20 protein-coding genes, 1 tRNA gene and 2 pseudogenes are annotated in these 17,177 nt (G+C 35.0%); 13 read left to right on the top strand and 10 right to left on the bottom strand.

The window, feature by feature from the left end; genetic code table 11:
• Positions 1–98: 98 nt before the first annotated feature.
• From A3I7_RS14520 to A3I7_RS14290, 8 genes and pseudogenes are all read right to left on the bottom strand, one after another.
• Positions 99–674 (bottom strand): membrane protein, encoded by a 576-nt coding sequence (locus tag A3I7_RS14520; RefSeq protein WP_018375793.1) that lies wholly within the window; start codon positions 672–674, stop codon positions 99–101.
• Positions 667–1,407, bottom strand: coding sequence for an ABC transporter permease (locus A3I7_RS0105550; RefSeq protein WP_026217145.1), 741 nt, complete (start codon positions 1,405–1,407; stop codon positions 667–669). The genes A3I7_RS14520 and A3I7_RS0105550 overlap by 8 nt, the downstream gene beginning before the upstream one ends.
• The gene (locus A3I7_RS0105545) at positions 1,397–2,296 is read right to left on the bottom strand and encodes an ABC transporter ATP-binding protein (RefSeq protein ID WP_018375791.1); all 900 of its coding nucleotides are present in this window, start codon (positions 2,294–2,296) and stop codon (positions 1,397–1,399) included. The genes A3I7_RS0105550 and A3I7_RS0105545 overlap by 11 nt, the downstream gene beginning before the upstream one ends.
• Entirely contained in the window at positions 2,289–2,549 is a 261-nt protein-coding gene (locus A3I7_RS0105540) for a hypothetical protein (protein WP_018375790.1), read from the bottom strand. Before A3I7_RS0105540 ends, A3I7_RS0105545 begins: the two co-directional genes overlap by 8 nt.
• On the bottom strand, positions 2,536–3,621 hold the full coding sequence (locus A3I7_RS0105535) for a radical SAM/SPASM domain-containing protein (protein ID WP_018375789.1): 1,086 nt from the start codon (positions 3,619–3,621) through the stop codon (positions 2,536–2,538). Before A3I7_RS0105535 ends, A3I7_RS0105540 begins: the two co-directional genes overlap by 14 nt.
• A complete protein-coding gene (locus tag A3I7_RS0105530) occupies positions 3,575–4,528 on the bottom strand; it encodes a radical SAM protein (RefSeq protein ID WP_245538843.1) in 954 nt (317 codons plus the stop codon). The genes A3I7_RS0105535 and A3I7_RS0105530 overlap by 47 nt, the downstream gene beginning before the upstream one ends.
• Before the next feature lie 398 nt (positions 4,529–4,926).
• Entirely contained in the window at positions 4,927–5,769 is an 843-nt protein-coding gene (locus A3I7_RS0105525; protein WP_018375787.1) for an Rgg/GadR/MutR family transcriptional regulator, read from the bottom strand.
• Between the two features lie 302 nt (positions 5,770–6,071).
• A pseudogene (locus A3I7_RS14290) lies at positions 6,072–6,344 on the bottom strand (DUF5962 family protein).
• A 151-nt stretch (positions 6,345–6,495) separates the two neighbouring features.
• Here A3I7_RS14290 and A3I7_RS0105520 point away from each other — a divergent pair.
• The 7 genes and pseudogenes from A3I7_RS0105520 to A3I7_RS13630 form a co-directional block, all read left to right on the top strand.
• On the top strand, positions 6,496–7,080 hold the full coding sequence (locus A3I7_RS0105520) for a DUF1361 domain-containing protein (protein ID WP_018375786.1): 585 nt from the start codon (positions 6,496–6,498) through the stop codon (positions 7,078–7,080).
• Positions 7,081–7,249: 169 nt separating this feature from the next.
• A complete protein-coding gene (locus A3I7_RS0105515) occupies positions 7,250–7,864 on the top strand; it encodes a DUF1361 domain-containing protein (protein WP_018375785.1) in 615 nt (204 codons plus the stop codon).
• Between the two features lie 84 nt (positions 7,865–7,948).
• Positions 7,949–9,370: an NCS2 family permease gene (locus A3I7_RS0105510; protein ID WP_018375784.1), complete on the top strand. Its 1,422-nt coding sequence runs from the start codon at positions 7,949–7,951 to the stop codon at positions 9,368–9,370.
• 106 nt (positions 9,371–9,476) lie between these two features.
• Complete coding sequence (tsaE, locus tag A3I7_RS0105505) at positions 9,477–9,920, top strand: tRNA (adenosine(37)-N6)-threonylcarbamoyltransferase complex ATPase subunit type 1 TsaE (RefSeq protein WP_018375783.1); 444 nt, start codon at positions 9,477–9,479, stop codon at positions 9,918–9,920.
• A complete protein-coding gene (locus A3I7_RS0105500) occupies positions 9,913–10,434 on the top strand; it encodes a GNAT family N-acetyltransferase (protein WP_018375782.1) in 522 nt (173 codons plus the stop codon). Before tsaE ends, A3I7_RS0105500 begins: the two co-directional genes overlap by 8 nt.
• Before the next feature lie 9 nt (positions 10,435–10,443).
• Positions 10,444–11,574 carry a glycopolymer--peptidoglycan transferase LytR gene (gene lytR / locus A3I7_RS0105495; protein ID WP_018375781.1) on the top strand — a complete coding sequence of 377 codons (1,131 nt, stop codon included), beginning with the start codon at positions 10,444–10,446 and terminating at the stop codon, positions 11,572–11,574.
• Between the two features lie 215 nt (positions 11,575–11,789).
• Positions 11,790–11,888: pseudogene (locus A3I7_RS13630) on the top strand (IS200/IS605 family transposase); the annotation flags it as partial.
• A 139-nt stretch (positions 11,889–12,027) separates the two neighbouring features.
• Here A3I7_RS13630 and A3I7_RS0105490 read toward each other — a convergent pair.
• Together A3I7_RS0105490 and A3I7_RS0105485 are read right to left on the bottom strand one after the other, a co-directional pair.
• Positions 12,028–12,321 (bottom strand): hypothetical protein, encoded by a 294-nt coding sequence (locus tag A3I7_RS0105490; protein WP_018375780.1) that lies wholly within the window; start codon positions 12,319–12,321, stop codon positions 12,028–12,030.
• The gene (locus A3I7_RS0105485) at positions 12,318–12,737 is read right to left on the bottom strand and encodes an HIT family protein (RefSeq protein WP_018375779.1); all 420 of its coding nucleotides are present in this window, start codon (positions 12,735–12,737) and stop codon (positions 12,318–12,320) included. Before A3I7_RS0105485 ends, A3I7_RS0105490 begins: the two co-directional genes overlap by 4 nt.
• A gap of 64 nt (positions 12,738–12,801) precedes the next feature.
• On the opposite strand from A3I7_RS0105485, the gene A3I7_RS0105480 reads away from it, so the two are divergent.
• The 6 genes from A3I7_RS0105480 (at position 12,802) to A3I7_RS0105455 (ending at position 16,814) form a co-directional block, all read left to right on the top strand.
• On the top strand, positions 12,802–13,527 hold the full coding sequence (locus tag A3I7_RS0105480) for an ABC transporter ATP-binding protein (RefSeq protein ID WP_018375778.1): 726 nt from the start codon (positions 12,802–12,804) through the stop codon (positions 13,525–13,527).
• A 1-nt stretch (position 13,528) separates the two neighbouring features.
• Positions 13,529–14,563: an ABC transporter permease gene (locus tag A3I7_RS0105475; RefSeq protein ID WP_018375777.1), complete on the top strand. Its 1,035-nt coding sequence runs from the start codon at positions 13,529–13,531 to the stop codon at positions 14,561–14,563.
• 58 nt (positions 14,564–14,621) lie between these two features.
• Entirely contained in the window at positions 14,622–15,413 is a 792-nt protein-coding gene (gene ccrZ / locus A3I7_RS0105470) for a cell cycle regulator CcrZ (protein ID WP_018375776.1), read from the top strand.
• Positions 15,413–16,048, top strand: coding sequence for a tRNA (guanosine(46)-N7)-methyltransferase TrmB (trmB, locus tag A3I7_RS0105465; RefSeq protein WP_018375775.1), 636 nt, complete (start codon positions 15,413–15,415; stop codon positions 16,046–16,048). The genes ccrZ and trmB overlap by 1 nt, the downstream gene beginning before the upstream one ends.
• Before the next feature lie 58 nt (positions 16,049–16,106).
• Positions 16,107–16,193, top strand: a tRNA-Ser gene (locus A3I7_RS0105460).
• A 117-nt stretch (positions 16,194–16,310) separates the two neighbouring features.
• Positions 16,311–16,814: an AAA family ATPase gene (locus tag A3I7_RS0105455; RefSeq protein ID WP_018375774.1), complete on the top strand. Its 504-nt coding sequence runs from the start codon at positions 16,311–16,313 to the stop codon at positions 16,812–16,814.
• Positions 16,815–17,177 lie beyond the last annotated feature (363 nt).

The following is a 17,177-nucleotide window of genomic DNA, read 5'->3' as shown; positions in this document are numbered from 1 at the left end:
AATAATTTGACAAATGAATTAGACATATAATACCTCACCCAACTTTGAATAAAAATATATGAAAATACACTTTGAGTATGTCAATGTTAATCTTGAATTTAATTCAAGAAGATATCCAGTAAATCTGCATAGCTAGTAAATGAAGTTGGAAATACTAGTCCTGAATAAAATAACGTAATGGTATTAAGCAAATTTAATAAAACGGATACTCGTTTAAAACGCTCCGTTAACTTAATTATCAGGAAATAAATCACCAAAAATAAAATACAATTAAGTACTGTAGTTAAAATCAGACCCACCGTATCTACGGAAGGAACAACAAATTTATCTTTAAAAAATGGGTAAGATAAAATGATTGAAATCGAAAAAATGAGTGTTGACCAGATAAAATATGTGATTGAACGGGTAAAATAAATCATTATAGGTGTACATCTTGTTGCTTTGATATTTGTATATTGATTGGTTCTAATTTCATATTCCAACTCCTTATTAGCAAGTAATATTACATTAGTCATCGAATAATAAATAAAAAAATTGATTAGATTTATTGGTTTATCACTATTGAAAATAACAATGATACCCGTAATAAAAATCAAGGAATAAATGACTTCACAAATACTATCAAACAGATATCGAACTTTATAATTAAAATATCTTCTCAATTCACTAAACATGGAAAAGACTCCCTCTTTTTTTAGCTATTTTCAATAAAGTATTAAATAGTAAAGCTCCAACTAACCAATAGATGGCACAATAAATGATTATCAAAAATACACACTGATACGATGGAGAAATGATAACCTTTCTCAAGGTATAATAAGGGAAGAGGTTTCCTATAATCCTCAATAAGCCACTTAGTGGTGCTAGTATGCCAGTAAAATATAGCATGAAGTAAGAAATTAATGATGTGATGCTAGATGTACGATTAAAAATAAAACAGAGACTTGATAAGCAGAATCCAAAACCATACATACTAATAATCGTTAGCATACATGCAGTGAAACTCCCAACTAATTTTAAGATATCATCTGGAAAATTAATTTGATTAATCATGGATAAAACGATAAAAATAGGAATTGCTTTAACAAAATCTACTAATATCTGAACTATGATTTTAAACATTAATACATGAAAAATACTCTTACTGCTCTGAATCACACTGATCAAAGTTCTATCATAAAGGTCATCTTCAATAAAAAATGTTGGATGTGTAATAGCATGACTTGTAAAGTACCAGGTAAATAGTAAACATAATAACAAATACTTACTCTGTACATTTTGAAAATATTGGAGATAAGCTGAAACCATTATTAAGATTCCAAAATTTGCAAAGAATAAATTAAATTTAAACTGCATCATCTCTTGCAGCTGTCGGTTCAATTCCCTTCTTATTTCTCTAATCATGATGAATAACCTCATACAATATTTCTTCAATACTTTCTTCAACTTCTTCAAAAAATATAATATCAAAATGATTGAAGATTTGATTTTTCACATGACTGTCTTTCACTTCAACAATTAATCTCTCATTGTCTACATGATAAGATAATTCAGGAAATAACTTATCAAAAGAATCTTTCTCAAAGTATGAAATACCAATTTTATATTTAATCCACTTATTATTTTTTCCAAAAATTTCTGAGAAACTACCTTCTTGATTTATCTCACCTTTATTCATCACACAAACTCTCGTTGAGATCTCTTTTGCAAAATATATGTCATGTGTAGTCATCAGAACTATGGTTTCTTTTTCTTGACAGAGGATTTGTAATAATTTTGCAAACTGTTTTTTTGCAACAATATCTAAACCATTTGTAGGCTCATCCAGACACAAAACTTTTGGCTTGCAAAGTAGAGCGATAATTAGAGATAATTTTTGTCTCGTTCCTTGTGACAGTTCGGATACCAATATATTGGTGTAGGCATTAAAGTCAAGTATTTCAAATAAATTTTCTAAATCCTTCTTAATGTGACTCCGTGAAATCTTATTCAAGTGTAAAAAATAATCAATGTTTTGATTTGAAGTTAAATACTCATAGTACCCCCTACCGCTTTCTAAAACAAATTTGACATCCTTATGAATTGCTGCTGAGGTGTTGCTATTTCCAAAAACAACAACATCACCTGAATCTTGCAGCATTAGGCCCGAGATAATCTTTATCAAAGTAGATTTACCTGCACCATTAGCACCTACTATAGAAACAATTTCTCCTTTCTGCACTTCAAAACTTGGGATACTCAGTACGACTTTACCATGAAAACTTTTTTTGATGTTATATACTCCAACCTCACTCATTAATAACTACTCCTAGTGATATTAGATTTTTTAAAATCGTATTTTCAATCTCAAACATATCTTCTTTGTTGACGTTATATTTTCTTAAGAGAAGTTTTTTAAAATCAGTTCCAATTCTTAAAGAATCAATAAAATCATAATAAACTTCTGTTACTTCAAATAATTCTCCGCTTAATTTATTAAATAAAATCGTATTTTGTTCCGTTTGAAAATTAGGCTCAAACCTAATAAACCAATTTTTACTTATTCGCATGTATGATACACCTCTTATCATATTCTAGTTTCGAAACAAATGCCATGGCATAGCAACCTCCACCACAATTATTAAAAAGTTTACAATCTTTACATTTAATATCATCTGACCAAGCAGTTCTATTTAATCTGTCCACGCCAGAATTCCAAACTGATTCAAAATCATCGGTAATTAAATTTCCCATTAAATGTGTTTCATCATGTAAGAAAGGGCACGGATACACATCTCCATGCATATCAATCTCAAATTCTGTTTTTTGAGCTGGACAATAAAGCGGTGAATTATATTCAATTCCATTCTTAATTGCAAGTGACCATGGATGACAAAACGGGGATGTTAAAAATTTCACACCTTGATTACTAAATTTCACTACTAGATTGTTGTAATAATCGGCATATTTTTCATCCGATACTAATAATCTATTGTGAATAGAAAAAATAGAAGATAGCTGAATATGTAGTAGTCCTAGCTTATAACAAAATTCAATAATTTCATCAAGCTCATGGATGTTTAGTGAACTAATAACAATATTTACCAATAATTGCTGATAGTCTCTACTCAAACATTCCTTAACAAAAAAACAAATTTGATCTAAGGGGGCAGTATCAATCTGATTTGGTCTGAGTTTATCAAAATTTTTAATTGAATCTATACTAATTTGAATGGAAGAAAATTTTTCCAAATTTGAAAGAATATATTTTCTACTCTTTTCTATAATTACCCCTGTAGTATGAAGCTTCACTAGAATCCCTAGCTCAACTAGGTAATCTACAATTTTAGAAAAATCAGGGTGTAAAGTTGCCTCGCCCCCAGTCAGATAAACTTCATATGGTAGTTGTGGTAATTTAGCAATTATAATTTTCAAATCATCAAAAGAAAGGTAATCTTCTTCTTTTATTACAAAGCAGTACGGACACCTAAAGTGACAAGCATTTGTAATTTTCAAACCAATTTTAAGAGGAGAAACAACTTTTTCATTAGTATTAGTTTTCACCTTAGAATATATATAATAAGGTAAATTAAAATTATTCTCTAGATTCTGTGATACTTCTAGTATATTCTGTTTTTTCATTAAAAATACACCTCCTATGATTAAATGCTAAGTCAGGATAAGAATTTGCATAGGCAATCCCAGGACAAGATGATACTAAGCTACAATTTGCACATTTTAATCCTTTACTTGAATGCGATAGTAAATTTGTTTGAATTTGAAAATCTTTTTTTGAAAGTTCCTCTAGCGTATTTTCGTAGATATTACCAATTTTCAATTCCTCATATGAAAACTGATCCATGAAATGGAAAATATCCCCTTTCCCATCAACAGTCCAATGTAATAAATCAGTGTTAAATTGATTTATTATGTTTTCTACAGTATATTCTGCTCTCTTTGATTGAATCTCAATAGGATAGATAACCGTTAAATTCATATCACTCTTACTTCTGGAATGCATTTTTTCTATTTTTTTTCCAAAATATAAGTATTTTTCATAATCTACTAGTGGTACTAATCGTTTACCTCGTCTTAATGGGTATACTGGAGATATTGAAAACGACGTCACTCCAAGAGCCTTAACAAGTTCATATATATCAATCATTTCAGCTAGATTATAATGTGTAATGGTCATATTAACTCTTACATTAATACCATACTGAACAATACATTTGATATTATTGATTACAGCATCAAAATCATCAGAGCCTCGTTGCATTTTGTAGGTTTCTTTTAACCCATCTAAGCTTATTTGGATGTAGTCTGTTTCATCCATCAATTCAGATAAACTCCGAATATGTTCCTCATTCAAAAGAACACCATTTGTGAATAATTCAATAACTGGGAAGTTGACTTTAGCAAATTCTAAAATTTCTAACCAATTATCATGGGCTAAGGGTTCTCCACCTGTAATCGTTACATGATAAGGATTCAGTAATTTTATTTTTTCTAATGCAACTTTTATGTCATCAAAGGAATGGTGTGCAATAACATTTTTACCTGCCCAGCAGTGCCGGCATTTTTGATTACAATTTACCGTAATTTTGAATCTTACATAAAGAGGAGTGATTACCTTTTTTAGGTGAATTTCATTTTTACAGATAATTTATTCCAGTTAGTCAACCAAAGACGTTCGTCTATTTATTAATTATCCTGCTACAAATAAAATTTGTAAAATTAAGGGGGAAATCTTTCCCCCTTAATTTTATTTAGTGCCTGTGAGATTTTGAATTGGCATAATAAAGAACACCATGTGACAAATTAATTTTATTGATTGACAAGTCAAGCGCTATTGCTTCATTTTACTTATCATTTTTCATGAAGTTATCCTCTTCATAATTGTATCACTTACTCCTAGCAGTTAAATTTCTTTCCCGTATATGCCGACTAGCTATTTTCTTCTAAAACTTTTTTTAAATGTCCTTCATAAGTCTGTGCTAAGTGATTACTTTCTACTAATTTCATAGCTGCAATACATTTTCTCATTGCAATAATTGCTTTACAATCCTTCTCCTTTTTGTAACGATAGAGATATTGTGCGTATTGGAATACCAAGCGTTCATATACTTCTATTTCGATAAAAAAGCATTGGTTTAACTGTTTTTCAAAATATAAGGCATCCATAAATTTTTCTCTTTCAACACATGTGATATATCCATTTAATAGCATCGTTGAAATCAATCGTCTATTCTTTGGAATCTCTTTGTAAAAGTCAGAACGCCTAGACATCTCTCTTGCTAAAACCATGAAAACATCATGTTTTAGGACATCTAAAGTATTCATGAAAATCAATAATTCATAATACCCCCAATATTCAACACTAAAAAGATAATCGGTTAGATAAGATAAATCATCACTAGAATAATAAGATTCTCCTGATAAATCTTGTAAACGAATTTTTAATAAAACGATATTAAGTTTATGAAATTTCTCCTGCTTAGGATCTGACTCCATTTGGGAATAGAGTAATCTTTTCAATCCCTCAATATCATGATTAGATACAAAATGGCGAACCTTTGATAAGAGTTCATTTAATTCATCACGATGAAAATCATGAACCGCATACATAAATTCTTCAATCGGCATGTTGATTTCATCTAAGATAAGCATGAACTTAGAAATGGTTAAATCAGTCTCTCCTTTTTCAAATCGAGATAGCTGGGATGTTGATATACCAGCCTTTGCGACATCTTTTAACTTTAATCCTCGCGATTCTCCAAATTTTTTCATTTTTCTCCTCTGTTACGCATATATGGGAATATTTTTTATTTTATAACATTTTAGCATAAAATAGGGAAAAAATAAAAGTGAGGTATTTCACATGAAAAAACAAAAACTGCTGCCTTTATTGTTCCTACTTTTTGAAGGGATTATTATTATCGTTGTAGGATAATCTAAAAATCTAGTGACTCAAAATGAAAAACTAGATTTATTCTCCCCTGAAACAGCCTTTAAAAGCTGATAGCAAATAATAAAACAGCGATAGTCAAAAAAGTTTGCACTATCTGTTCCATCATACCTTACACCACTTTCTAAACCAAATGCTTACGGTAGTAATTAGCTTGTTCTTTGTCCAGATCATCTAGTTGGGCAACAAGGTCAAGATAATTTTTTAGTGCTTCATCAAGATTTGGGAAGCCATCCTCACGAGTGATAATGATGATCTCTCGTTTTGAAAAGCTATAATCAAGGTTTTCATCTTCATATTGTTCCTTTAAGTTTAGGTAGTTGAATCAGTCTTTTGGGCCTGTGAAACCTTATGCTAACCATTCTTCCAATTTAGCGCATCTCGTTGTGGTGACTATATCACATCTCTCTGAGATGTTTTTTCATACCCTAAGTGGCTAACGTCATTTTAGAATTATCCTATTACTAATTTTTGAATGACTGGCTTATCTTTAGACGAAATAGTATGATATAATGAAATCTGAGAATGTGGAGAGGTTTTTAGTTGAAATGCACAAAATTATTTTTAGTCACCTATTTGTTTTGATAATTCTTTTTAGCATTTGGCAATACAATCCGTCTGTTGATGGCATTATGAAAAATACGATTTTTGCCTTAGTGACTTTGGAGATGGGCTTTTTGGCTTACTACTCGAAAAACAATTTATTTAAGGTGCTTGCTTTGCCAGTTTGGTGTTTTTTCTATCCTTCAACTGTTGCGAGTTTGTTAAGTGTTGCTGAGGTTTCTTGGGGCGGCGAAGCTATATGGACTGATGCTGCAATGAGACCTTTCATGGCTTATTTGGGAAGTTTGGTCTTTGCTTTGGTTGCCGGAACTCTGAGCGTTCATTTGATTATGAAGAGTTTTAAGTTGAATATTTATGTTCAGATGGTTTTGATGCCAATTATCGCTTTGATAGCCACTTTTATTTTACATGTCGGGCGTGTAACCACCTTGAGTCGTGGTGATTTACTGGCCAGTCCGATTAATTTCACCAACGAACTAGTTTCGAGCATCTCGCTTGCTAATGTTCCCTTTATCTTTGGTATGACAGCTATTCAGGTGATGCTTCTATTGTTGTTGGGGGATGAATAGAATTGTAATATAACTATTCTTATACGGAAATTCTCTTCGTTTGAGAATTTCTTTTTTATTGTTGAAGATAGATGAAGACCTTTTTAAGAAGCGACTTGCGCATTCTTTAATCAGGAAAGCTTAAGAAATTTTTGTTATAATAAGTGTCAATTAGTGAGGAGGAAAACTGATGTTCAAAAAGTTAAGTCTTATCCATCTCTTCTTTTTAGTCATAGCTTTTGGTATTCGCTATTACAATTTATCTGGTCCAGATTTGATTTGGAATATGGTTTTAGCGCTAATTGCCTTAGATTTTGCTGTTATTACGGTAGTGATTAAAAAGAAACTGTTACGAGTATTAGCTGGAGGTATGTGGCTCTTTTTTTATCCAAATACTTTCTATATGTTGACAGATATTGTTCATATGCATTTCACGAGTACTGTTCTTTGGGACAAACAGAGTCTTATCTTGTATCTTTTATATGTTTCGAGTATTCTATTTGGAGTGCTTTGTGGGATTGAAAGTTTTAATTTGATAACGGGGGTACTGCGCCTAAATTCTTATATTCTCAGACTCCTCTTCATTGGTGGCTTATCTTTTGTGTCAAGTTTTGCCATTCATATCGGACGCTATGCTAGATTGAATTCTTGGGATATTGCAACTCGTCCGATGACTGTTATTCATGAACTTGTAGAGGTTGTTAGCTGGGATGCCTTGCATTTTGTGTTAGGATTTACCTTTATTCAGATGCTTTGCCTAGTCTTTTTAGACAATAAAATTCAAAATAAGTCTCTTGAAAAGTGAACGATGTTTTGATAAAATGGTTAAGTCGTTCGGGAAATAATACAAATCCGAATAATTTAATGTTGTAAGGAGACTTAAACTTTCATGGAAAAGTTTTTTAAATTGAAAGAGCATGGTACAGATGTTCGTACAGAAGTCACAGCAGGTTTGACCACCTTCTTTGCAATGTCATACATCCTGTTTGTTAATCCATCAATGCTCGCTCAAACTGGGATGCCTGCTCAAGGTGTTTTCTTAGCTACGATTATTGGTGCTGTTGTAGGGACCTTAATGATGGCCTTTTATGCAAATCTACCGTATGCTCAAGCGCCGGGTATGGGATTGAATGCTTTCTTTACTTATACGGTTGTTTTTGCTTTAGGTTACACTTGGCAAGAAGCTTTGGCCATGGTGTTCATTTGTGGTGTGATTTCATTGATTATCACAGTTACAAAAGTTCGGAAAATGATCATTGAATCTATCCCAGCAACATTGAAATCAGCTATCTCAGCTGGTATTGGAATTTTTCTTGCTTATGTTGGCATTAAAAATGCAGGTTTCTTGAAATTTTCGGTTGACCCAGGAACTTATACGGTAGCTGGTAAAGGTGCAGCGAAAGGTTTGGCTTCAATTACTGCCAATTCTTCTGCAACCCCCGGCTTGGTAGCATTTAATAATCCAGGAGTTATCCTTGCTTTAATCGGTCTCTTGATTACTATCGTCTTTATTATTAAGGGGATTCGTGGTGGCGTCATCCTTTCAATTGCAGCAACGACTGTTATTGGTATTTTCATGGGAGTTGTAGATCTTGGAAGTGTTAACTGGGCAGCTACAAACTTATTTGCTTCATTTGGTGATTTGAAATCCATTTTTGGTGTAGCACTCGGTAGCCAAGGTCTAGGTTCGCTTTTTGCAGAGGTGTCACGTATTCCTGGTGTATTGATGGCAATCCTTGCTTTCTCTTTGACAGATATTTTTGATACTATCGGAACCTTGATTGGTACTGGTGAAAAGGTTGGTATCATTGCAACAACAGGTGACAACCATGAGTCTAAGGCTTTGGATAAGGCTTTGTATTCCGATTTGATTGCTACTACAGTCGGAGCTGTGGCAGGAACATCAAATGTAACAACTTATGTTGAATCAGCTGCTGGTATTGGTGCGGGAGGACGCACTGGTCTGACAGCCTTGGTTGTTGCGGTACTCTTTGCCATTTCAAGTTTCTTTAGCCCGCTAGTTTCCATTGTGCCAACGCAAGCAACTGCACCGATTCTTATCATTGTTGGTGTGATGATGCTTTCAAATCTTAAGAATATCACATGGGACGATATGGCAGAAGCTGTTCCAGCGTTCTTCACTTCGATTTTTATGGGCTTCACTTATAGTATTACCTACGGTATTGCAGCAGGTTTCTTGACTTATACTGTTGTTAAAATTGTCAAGGGTCAAGCAAAAGATGTGCATGGAATTCTTTGGATCTTGGATATCTTGTTTATTTTAAACTTTATCAGTCTAGCAATTTTATAAGATTGCTAGCATTAAAACTGGGTTTTCCCAGTTTTTTTAATAATTTTAATCTGATGACTTTCGGGTCTTGCTTGGAAGGTGAGATATTTTTTGGTATAATGTTGCCATGTATTATAGTCGAAATGAGTTAGAGCTGATTGCCATTGGTGAGCAAATCGGCAAAAAACTGATCGCAGGTGATGTTCTAGTTTTAACGGGTGACCTTGGTGCTGGCAAGACAACCTTAACTAAGGGAATTGCCAAAAGCCTAGGAATCTCACAAATGATTAAGAGCCCAACCTATACCATTGTTCGTGAATATGAGGGGCGATTACCACTGTATCACTTGGATGTTTATCGTATTGGTGACGATCCAGATTCTATTGATTTGGATGATTTCCTGTATGGTGCAGGTGTAACTGTGATTGAGTGGGGGAAACTGCTTAGTTCAGACTTGCTAGATGACTATTTGGAGGTCTTTATAGAGCGAGATATTGATGGTCGTCAGGTGAGGTTCGATGCACATGGCACACGCAGTCAGGAGCTTTTAGAGGATTTGCAAAATGGCTGAGCGGGAAGTGCTAGTTTACGAAGCAGAAGCTGAGGATGCTTCTGGTTTGCTTAACCTTATCAAACAGGTTGAAACGGAAACAGATTTTTTGACGAGCAATGATGACAAGTCGCTTATGACTGAGAGGACTCTTGCTCAGTTCATCCAAGATCACCAGTTATCTGACAATCAGATTTGTTTGGTAGCACGTATTGGTCAAGAAATTGTTGGTGTGTTAAATGTTTCCGCGGAATCTTCTTCGCAAGTAAGTCATATTGGTGAAGTCTTTTTAGCAGTCTCAAAAGATTATTGGGGCTATGGTTTGGGACAGATGCTCATGGAGGCAGCCTTAGATTGGGCTGAGCACAGTAACACTATTCGTCGCTTAGAACTTACTGTTCAAAAACGCAATAAAAGGGCTATTCATATCTATCAAAAATTTGGTTTTGAAATTGAAGGTTTAAAAAAACGTGGAGTAAAAACAAAGGATGGAGAGTTTCTAGATGTTTGCCTAATGGGGAAACTGATAGATTGATTTAGAATAATGAAAATTGGAAAAAAAATAGTTCTCATGCTTGGGGCGATTTTACTAACAACCGTAGTTGCAATTGGAGTTTATGTCACAAATGCCTATAATTTTTCAACAAGCGAGTTGTCAAAAACCTTTAAGAATTATAAGACATCGGATACTGACAGTCAGGCTATTCAACAGACTAAACCTTTTTCTATCCTTTTGATGGGAGTTGACACAGGTTCATCTGAGCGAAAATCAAAATGGGAAGGCAATAGCGATTCCATGATTTTGGTAACAGTCAATCCTAAAACCCAAAAAACGACTATGACAAGTTTGGAACGTGACATTTTGATAAACTTAACCGGTTCTGAAGATAATGATATGAATGGTGTTGAAGCTAAGCTGAATGCTGCTTATGCTTCAGGCGGAGCTCAAATGGCCATTATGACGGTTCAAAACTTATTAGATATTGATATCGATTATTACATGCAAATCAATATGCAAGGTTTAGTTGACCTTGTTGATGCTGTGGATGGAATCACTGTTACTAATTCTTTCGACTTCCCTATCTCTATATCAGAACATGAGCCAGAGTATGAAGCAACGGTTGAACCTGGGACACATCATATTAATGGAGAGCAGGCCTTAGTCTATGCTCGAATGAGATATGATGATCCAGAAGGGGACTACGGTCGTCAAAAACGTCAGCGCGAAGTTATTCAAAAAGTGCTGAAAAAAATACTTGCTTTGGATAGTATCAGTTCTTACCGAAAAATTTTATCAGCTGTCAGCAAAAACATGCAGACTAATATTGAAATATCGTCCAAAACAATTCCTAATCTTTTAGGCTACCAAGATGCTTTGAAAAAAATTGAAACCTACCAGTTAAAAGGTGAGGATGCGATGATAAACGGAACTTCTTATCAGCTCGTGACATCAGAGCATTTGCTAGAAATTCAAAATATAATTAAGTCAGAACTTGATTTGACCAAGAGTGAAGAATTGAAAACAACAGCCGTTTTATATGAAAATCTCTATGGCGATTATGGAGGATATGATACTGGAGCTGCTGATGCTACCTACTCTGGAACAGATAGTTACAATCAGACTTATGATCAAGGCTATACAGATCAGACTTATCAAACTTATGGCTATCAATAATAAATAAAAATCAGACAGAAAAAGATTGAGCAAACTGCAACAAAACAGTTTGCTCAATTTTTTTGTTTTATGTGACTTTCAGTCCGTTTCGCTCCGCAGGTGCGAAACAAATAAACCACCCGCTATGCGGGTGCGCATCGCTGGTTATACCAAAAAACTCCAAACGCGATACAATAAAGGTGTTCAAGCCTAATGTAAAGCGAAAGGAGCAAAATATGGCACAAAAGGCACATAGTTTATCTCACACAAAGTGGATGTGTAAATACCACATTGTGTTTCCCCCCAAGTATAGACGAAAAGTAATCTATAATCAATATCTAAGTTCAGATTGGGAATCATAGATTTTGACTAGCCATTCTCTTTTCGAAAACTTCAAAATTGAAATTCTCTATATTCAATTTGATTAGTAGATAGCTAATTTTGATTTTAAATGAGTATAAGATGTATCATATTTTACTTGACTTGTTTATATTTTGATGTGATACGGTTGATTTCATCAAGATGTGCTTGAGTTTCTTTACCAAAAACCCTAAACTTATAAGATAAGTCCTGACTGATTTGTTGGATGTTATTTTTTTCTTGGTTAATAATGTCTAGGTTGCGTCTGATATTGTCTAGATCAGAGCTAATATTGTCTTTGCGTTCTAAAAAATCTTGGATAGTTTCAGTAATCTGATCGCGATATCTATATGCTTGATAGCCAGCATAGCCTAAGAGACTAAGTGTGATAAAAGATTTTAATTTCATGATTGAACCTCGCGAGAGATCTGCTCTGCCATTTTTCCAAGGACTTCAAAATCAGGCTCATATGTGGTGTATTTTATCTCAATGCCATCATTGTCATGGTAGCGTGGCACGAGGTGGATGTGGGCGTGAAAGACTGTTTGGCCAGCTAATTCTTCATTGTTATTGATGATATTCATGGCTGGCGCCCCAGTTGCTTTTTTGAGGGCACGGGCGAGCTTTGGTAAGCGAGCAAAAAGTGTAGCAGCAGTATCTTCTGACATTTCAAGAACATTACGGACATGCTCTTTTGGAACCAGTAAGGTATGACCTTTTGTGGTTTGTGAAATATCTAAGAAAGCTAAAACTTGGTCGTCTTCGTAAACTTTACATGATGGGATTTCACCAGCAATAATATTACAAAAAATACAATTTTCCATTTGAAGCACCTATAATTCTTTGATTTTGTTATAATTATTATATCAAAAAAATGGTGAGATACTTATGTTAAAAATTGAAAATGTAACAGGTGGTTATGTTAATATCCCTGTTTTAAAAAATATTTCCTTTGAGGTGGCTGATGGAGAATTGGTCGGTTTGATTGGGCTTAATGGTGCTGGAAAATCAACGACTATTAATGAAATCATTGGTTTATTGCAGCCTTATCAAGGTCAGATTAGCATAGATGGGCTGAGCCTTTCTCAAAATCAGGCTGACTATCGCAAAAAGATAGGTTTCATTCCTGAGACACCAAGTCTTTATGAAGAATTAACTCTGCGTGAGCATATCGAAACAGTGGCAATGGCCTATGATATTCCTGTAGATGAGGCCTTAGTGCGTTCTGAAAAGTTATTACAAATCTTCCGTCTATCCGATAAGTTGGAGTGGTTTCCTATCAATTTCTCTAAGGGAATGAAGCAGAAGGTTATGATTATTTGTGCCTTTATTGTTGATCCTAGTTTATTTATCATTGATGAGCCTTTTCTCGGCTTGGATCCTTTGGCGATTGCAGATTTGACAGATTTATTAGCTGAGGAGAAGGCTAAAGGCAAGTCAATCTTGATGTCAACCCATGTTTTGGATTCTGCAGAGAAAATGTGTGATCGTTTTGTGATTTTACATCAAGGTCAGGTGCGGGCAGTTGGGACTTTGGAAGAATTACAGAAAACATTTGCTGACAGCACGGCTAGTCTCAACGATATCTATATGGCTTTGACGAAAGAGGTTTAATATGACAAAGCTTTTTCAAAAACGTCGCTCTGCTTTTATTAATCAATGCCTAAAATATTTACGCTATGTCCTTAATGATCATTTTGTGCTGGTTTTGGTTTTTTTCATGGGATTTCTCATGTTTCAATATAGTAGTCTATTGAAAAACTTTCCAAGTAATCATTTTCCGATTATTGTTATTTTAGTGGTGACAATAGCTGTGCTGCTGAGTGTGGGGCAAATTGCTTCTTACTTGGAACCGGCTGACAAACAGTTTCTCTTGACCAAAGAAGCAGAACTTACAGTTTGGATTGGTCGAGCTAAGGTTCGTTCTTTTGTGATTTGGGGAATGTTGCAGACAGTTGTTCTTGTGCTGTTAGCTCCAATTTTCTTTCAATTAGGTTTATCGGTTATAGGTTTTATCATTGCGGTAGGGATTTTGTTAATTGTCAAATACTTTATTATGCAAGCTAAATCGAGAGTATTTTTTGATGATGGGCGTCTAGCTTGGGATAGGGCTATTGCCTACGAAATGAGGCGCAAACAGTCTATTCTCAAATTTTATTCACTTTTCACCAATGTGAAAGGTATCTCAAGTAGTGTTAAAAGGCGATCGTATTTGGATGGTTTCTTAGCTATTGTCAAAAAAAATTCTGCCAAACTGTGGTCCAATCTCTACCTTCGTGCCTTTTTACGGAGTTCAGATTATCTAGCTCTAACCTTGCGTCTATTTCTGCTAAGTGTTCTGGCTTTGATTTTTGTGTCTAACCGTCTCATTGCGATAGGTTTAACGCTGACCTTTGATTATCTTTTGATTTTTCAATTGCTAGCGCTCCATCATCATTTTGATTACCAGTATTTGGTAAAACTTTATCCAATCTCTGGAGAAACTAAAGTCAAAAATTTACAGTCTTTTTTGGAAAAGTTGCTTTACTTGCTGGCTGTGTTTCAACTATTTTTGACCTTGTCATGGCAGGCTGGGGTCATTTTGATTGTGGCCATTTTAATTATTACAAAATTGTATCTTCCTTACAAAATAAAGACGATGATTGACTAAGCTCTGTAAAACAAGTAAAATAGACTAAATGATTCATTGAGAAAAGGAGGGTGGCGAGGTGACAGCATCCGAACAAGATTTCACACTGACCCCCTTAAGAGGAAAAAGCGGCAAGGCTTATATAGGAACTTATACAAGTGGTGAGCGTATCTTTGTCAAAGTCAACACAACTCCCATTTTGCCAGCCCTTGCCAAGGAACAAATTGCTCCGCAACTTTTGTGGTCGAAGCGCTTGGGTAATGGAGATACCATGAGCGCACAGGAATGGCTAGATGGTCGTATTTTGACACGTGAAGATATGGGGAGTAAGCAAGTTGCCCATATTTTGCAACGTTTGCACACTTCAAAACCATTAGTTAACCAACTCTTGCAACTCAATTACAAGATTGAAAATCCTTACGATTTACTGCTTGCTTGGGAAAATAACGCACCTTTACAAATTCGAGAAAATACCTATCTCCAATCCATTGTAAAGGAACTTAAACGCAGTTTGCCGCCTTTTCGTTCTGAGGTTGCTACCATTGTGCACGGAGATATTAAGCATAGCAATTGGGTGATTACAACCAGTGGTATGATTTATTTGGTGGACTGGGATTCGGTACGCCTAACTGACCGCATGTATGATGTGGCTTATTTGTTGAGCCACTATATTCCCTACTCCCGATGGCATGAGTGGTTGGCTTATTATGGTTATAAGGACAATGAGAAAGTGCGAGAAAAAATTGCCTGGTATGGTCAATTTTCTTACCTTTCCCAAATTTTGAATTGTTTTGATAAGCGTGATATGGAACACGTCAATCAAGAAATCTATGGTTTGCGTAAATTTAGAGAAATCGTTAGAAAGAAATAATGCGAGTTAGAAAACGTAAGGGTGCCGAGGAGCACCTAGAAAATAACCCACACTATGTCATTTTAAATCCTGAAGAAGCTAAGGGACGTTGGCATGACATTTTTGGTAATGACAATCCTATCCATATTGAAGTTGGTTCTGGGAAAGGTGCTTTCATCACAGGGATGGCTTTGAAAAATCTAAATATCAACTACATCGGAATTGATATCCAGGTGTCAGTGCTTAGCTATGCCTTGGATAAGGTTCTAGAAAGTCAAGCGCCTAACATCAGGCTGCTTTTGGTTGATGGTTCAGCCCTGACTAATTATTTTACTGATGGCGAAGTAGACCTCCTGTATCTGAATTTTTCAGATCCTTGGCCAAAGAAAAAGCATGAAAAACGCCGCTTGACCTATAAATCTTTTTTGGACACATATAAAAAAATATTACCTGAACATGGTGAGATTCACTTTAAAACGGATAATCGTGGCTTATTTGAATACAGTTTGGTCAGTTTTTCTCAGTATGGCATGGCTCTTAAACAGGTCTGGCTAGATTTGCACGCCAGTGATTTTGAAGGAAATGTCATGACCGAGTACGAAGAAAAATTTTCAAATAAAGGGCAAGTTATCTATCGAGTTGAAGCAACATTTTAGTGGTCAACTTTGAAAAAGCATGTTACAATGGAAAAGTTGGTTTGCCAACTTTTATCTTGGAGAGGTCGCATAGTGGCCGAGTGCGCACGCTTGGAAAGCGTGTAGTCCTTAACGGGGCTCGGGGGTTCGAATCCCCTCCTCTCCTTTTTAAGCTTTTTAAACCCTTGAGATATCAAGGGTTTTTGTGCATTTAACCACTTTTTGACCGTTAAATTCAAGATTTTGGGAAAATTTTTTTAATTTACTGGTAAGGATGTTTAAAATGAAGATTGATATTATTGGTTCAGTTGGTGCTGGGAAGACGACTCTAGCTAGGAAATTAAGTGACTATTATCGGATTCCCCACTATGAAAAGGATGATATTGTTTGGGTTCGGGATGATTCGGGGGATTATAAACGAAGTGCTGAAGATAGGGATGCTTTGTTCCAAGCAATTTTAGCTCAAGATAATTGGATTGTTGAAGGTTCTCCACGCAAGGTTCTACAGGAAAGTTTTGACAAGGCCGATGTGTTTATCTTTTTAGATGTTCCTTCAAGGGTTAGACTGAAACGTCTGCTGGTGAGATGGTTTAGACAGAGGAGTGGGAAAGAGTCTTATCATGTTTTTCCTGATTTTGCAGCTTTAGGACAATTTTTGCGTTGGCATAGGCAATTCAACAGAGACAGATCAATGCTCTTGAAGAATTTAAAACAATATGGAAAGAAGGTTCAGGTATGTTTGTCGCCTCAAGAGGCACTAAAGATATTAGATAAGATAGCAGAGTGACTGACTTCTTTTGGGTCTGAAAAAATTGGTCTGAAAAAATTGGTAAATTCTCAAAGTAAGTTCTAGTTCCCATCCTTCCAGAAGTTACTCTGAGAAAACTGCATAAAACCAACAGAATTTAGTCTCNGACTAAGTTCTGTTTTTGCCTAAAATGCAGATTCAAGGGTGTTTTGGGCTTGAAAATGTTGAAAAAAAGGGTACACTAAAGTTACTGGCTCTGAGACGTCTCAAAGTAAGTTCTAGCTATCTGGAATTTGGGATGGGACAAGTTCCTTTCTATTTTGAAATTATTTTTTGATAAAACTAGCGATTATTTATCTAGTAATCGAGGGGATTGGATGACGTTCTCAGGGTCAATTTTAG

Source organism: Streptococcus orisratti DSM 15617 (assembly GCF_000380105.1).
Taxonomy (GTDB): Bacteria; Bacillota; Bacilli; order Lactobacillales; family Streptococcaceae; genus Streptococcus; species Streptococcus orisratti.
Note: the sequence above shows the minus strand (reverse complement) of the source record. Positions and strands in the feature narration are given on the sequence as shown.

Excerpts from the sequence above, each read along its gene's own strand:
- trmB (WP_018375775.1), top strand. The coding sequence starts at position 15,413 with ATGCGAGTTAGAAAACGTAAGGGTGCCGAGGAGCACCTAGAAAATAAC.
- A3I7_RS0105525 (WP_018375787.1), bottom strand. The coding sequence starts at position 5,769 with ATGAAAAAATTTGGAGAATCGCGAGGATTAAAGTTAAAAGATGTCGCA.
- A3I7_RS0105490 (WP_018375780.1), bottom strand. The coding sequence starts at position 12,321 with ATGAAATTAAAATCTTTTATCACACTTAGTCTCTTAGGCTATGCTGGC.
- A3I7_RS0105515 (WP_018375785.1), top strand. The coding sequence starts at position 7,250 with ATGTTCAAAAAGTTAAGTCTTATCCATCTCTTCTTTTTAGTCATAGCT.
- A3I7_RS14520 (WP_018375793.1), bottom strand. The coding sequence starts at position 674 with ATGTTTAGTGAATTGAGAAGATATTTTAATTATAAAGTTCGATATCTG.
- A3I7_RS0105500 (WP_018375782.1), top strand. The coding sequence starts at position 9,913 with ATGGCTGAGCGGGAAGTGCTAGTTTACGAAGCAGAAGCTGAGGATGCT.
- A3I7_RS0105455 (WP_018375774.1), top strand. The coding sequence starts at position 16,311 with ATGAAGATTGATATTATTGGTTCAGTTGGTGCTGGGAAGACGACTCTA.
- tsaE (WP_018375783.1), top strand. The coding sequence starts at position 9,477 with ATGTATTATAGTCGAAATGAGTTAGAGCTGATTGCCATTGGTGAGCAA.
- A3I7_RS0105485 (WP_018375779.1), bottom strand. The coding sequence starts at position 12,737 with ATGGAAAATTGTATTTTTTGTAATATTATTGCTGGTGAAATCCCATCA.
- A3I7_RS0105520 (WP_018375786.1), top strand. The coding sequence starts at position 6,496 with ATGCACAAAATTATTTTTAGTCACCTATTTGTTTTGATAATTCTTTTT.
- A3I7_RS0105475 (WP_018375777.1), top strand. The coding sequence starts at position 13,529 with ATGACAAAGCTTTTTCAAAAACGTCGCTCTGCTTTTATTAATCAATGC.
- A3I7_RS0105535 (WP_018375789.1), bottom strand. The coding sequence starts at position 3,621 with ATGAAAAAACAGAATATACTAGAAGTATCACAGAATCTAGAGAATAAT.
- A3I7_RS0105510 (WP_018375784.1), top strand. The coding sequence starts at position 7,949 with ATGGAAAAGTTTTTTAAATTGAAAGAGCATGGTACAGATGTTCGTACA.
- A3I7_RS0105480 (WP_018375778.1), top strand. The coding sequence starts at position 12,802 with ATGTTAAAAATTGAAAATGTAACAGGTGGTTATGTTAATATCCCTGTT.
- lytR (WP_018375781.1), top strand. The coding sequence starts at position 10,444 with ATGAAAATTGGAAAAAAAATAGTTCTCATGCTTGGGGCGATTTTACTA.
- A3I7_RS0105540 (WP_018375790.1), bottom strand. The coding sequence starts at position 2,549 with ATGCGAATAAGTAAAAATTGGTTTATTAGGTTTGAGCCTAATTTTCAA.
- A3I7_RS0105545 (WP_018375791.1), bottom strand. The coding sequence starts at position 2,296 with ATGAGTGAGGTTGGAGTATATAACATCAAAAAAAGTTTTCATGGTAAA.